The 2,163-nt window shown below is 55.2% G+C and carries 2 protein-coding genes and 1 pseudogene; 2 read left to right on the forward strand and 1 reads right to left on the reverse strand.

Annotated elements, in window-relative coordinates; all coding sequences use genetic code 11:
• A pseudogene (locus tag V7K25_RS31630) lies at positions 1 to 159 on the forward strand (FG-GAP repeat domain-containing protein); the annotation flags it as partial.
• Between the two features lie 179 nt (positions 160 to 338).
• On the opposite strand, the gene V7K25_RS15225 reads toward V7K25_RS31630, so the two are convergent.
• Positions 339 to 473, reverse strand: a complete 135-nt coding sequence (locus V7K25_RS15225) for a hypothetical protein (RefSeq protein WP_335159250.1) — start codon at positions 471 to 473, stop codon at positions 339 to 341.
• Positions 474 to 552: 79 nt separating this feature from the next.
• Here V7K25_RS15225 and V7K25_RS15230 point away from each other — a divergent pair.
• The coding region (locus tag V7K25_RS15230) for a beta strand repeat-containing protein (RefSeq protein ID WP_335159248.1) at positions 553 to 2,163 on the forward strand (1,611 nt) is incomplete at its 3' end.

Raw genomic sequence — 2,163 nt, forward strand, 5'->3', positions numbered from 1 at the left:
GCTAACTACAACAGCAGCAACGTCTCAGTGCTGCTAGGAAACGGCACAGGGGGCTTTGCCACCGCCACCAACTTCACCGTCGGCGCCAATCCCTTTTCAGTAACAGTAGGAGACTTCAACGGCGACGGCAAGCTCGACTTGGCTGCCGCCGTTAGCGGCAGCAACAACGTCTCCGTGCTGCTGAATACCACCCCTAAAATTACCATCGCCCCAGGCACTAACCCCACAGAAGGCGGTACAGTCGGCAGCTTTAAGATCACCCTCGATACACCTGCCCCAGTTGGCGGCTTAGTCGTCAACTTCAACACCACAGGTAGCACCGCCACCCCCACCACCGACTACACCTTGACAGCAGGCACCAATATCACTGCTGTCACAGCCAATACCTTTGCGATCGCCGCCGGACAAACCACCGCCACCTTAACAGTCACAGCTGCCGCCGATGGAGTCTCTGACCCCAACGAAACCGTCACCGTCAACCTAGAAGCCAGCCCAGACTACATCCTTGGCGTCAACAGCACCGCCAATTTCCAACCAGCGACCAACTTCTCCATCGGCAATTTTCCCTTTTCAGTAACAGTAGGAGACTTCAACGGCGACGGCAAGCTCGACTTGGCTGCCGCTAACAAAAACAGCAACAACGTCTCAGTGCTGCTAGGAAACGGCGCAGGGGGCTTTGGTACCGCCACCAACTTCACCGTCGGCACTAGTCCCCGATCAGTAACAGTAGGAGACTTCAACGGCGACGGCAAGCTCGACTTGGCTACCGCTAACTACGTAAATACTACCGTCTCAGTGCTTCTAGGCAACGGCACAGGGGGCTTTGGCACCGCCACCAACTTCACCCTCGACAATTTTAATTTTCCCTTTTCAGTAACAGTAGGAGACTTCAACGGCGACGGCAAGCTCGACCTGACTACTGCTAACTACGGAAATACCGTCTCAGTGCTTCTAGGCAACGGCACAGGGGGCTTTGGCACCGCCACCAACTTTACCGTCGGCAGTCGTCCCTTTTCAGTAACAGTTGGAGACTTTAACGGCGACGGCAAGCTTGACTTGGCTACCGCTAACTACAGCAACAACAACGTCTCAGTGCTGCTAGGAAACGGCACAGGGGGCTTTGGCACCGCCACCAATTTCACCGTCGGTACTAGTCCCCGATCAGTAACAGTTGGAGACTTCAACGGCGACGGCAAGCTTGACTTGGCTACCGCGAATCAAAGCAGCAATACCGTCTCCGTGCTGCTAGGAAACGGCACAGGGGGCTTTGCCACCGCCACCAACTTCACCCTCGACAATTCTCCCTTTTCAGTAACAGTGGGAGACTTCAACGGCGACGGCAAGCTCGACTTGGCTACCGCTAACTACGGCGACAGCGCCTCAGTGCTGCTAGGTGACGGCACAGGGGGCTTTGCCACCGCCACCAACTTCACCCTCGGCATTTTTCCCTATTCAGTAACAGTGGGAGACTTCAACGGCGACGGCAAGCTCGACTTGGCTACCGCTAACTATGGCGGCAACGTCTCCGTGCTGCTGAATGCTAACCCCAGTGCCACTTTAACAATTGCCGAACCTGTTGCCCCAGTCACCACCCCCACCAACACCGCCCTTGCTTACACCGAAAACGACCCCGCAACAATCATCGACCCTGGCATCACCGTCACCGATGCCGACTCCACCAACCTCAGCAGCGCCACCGTCACCATTACCAACGGTTTTGTCACCACAGAAGACACCCTCGCTTTCACCACCCAAAACGGCATTACTGGCAGCTATGCTAACAATGTCTTAACCTTAACTGGCAGTGCCACCGTCGCCCAATATCAAACTGCCCTGCGTTCTGTTACTTATCAAAACAGCAGCGATAACCCCAGTACTACTCCCCGCACTATCAGCTTTGTTGTCAATGATGGCAGCTTAAATAGTACTGCTACTACCCGCAACATTAATCTCACCGCAGTAAATGATGCCCCAGTCACCACCGCCACCAACACCGCCCTTGCTTACACCGAAAACGACCCCGCCACAGTTATTGACTCTGGTATCACCGTTACTGATGCCGACTCCCCCAACCTCAGCAGCGCCACCGTCACCATTACCAACGGTTTTGTCACCACAGAAGACACCCTCGCTTTCACCACCCAAAACGGCATTACTGGCAGC

The organism is Nostoc sp., assembly GCF_036919495.1.
Lineage (GTDB): Bacteria > Cyanobacteriota > Cyanobacteriia > Cyanobacteriales > Nostocaceae > Nostoc.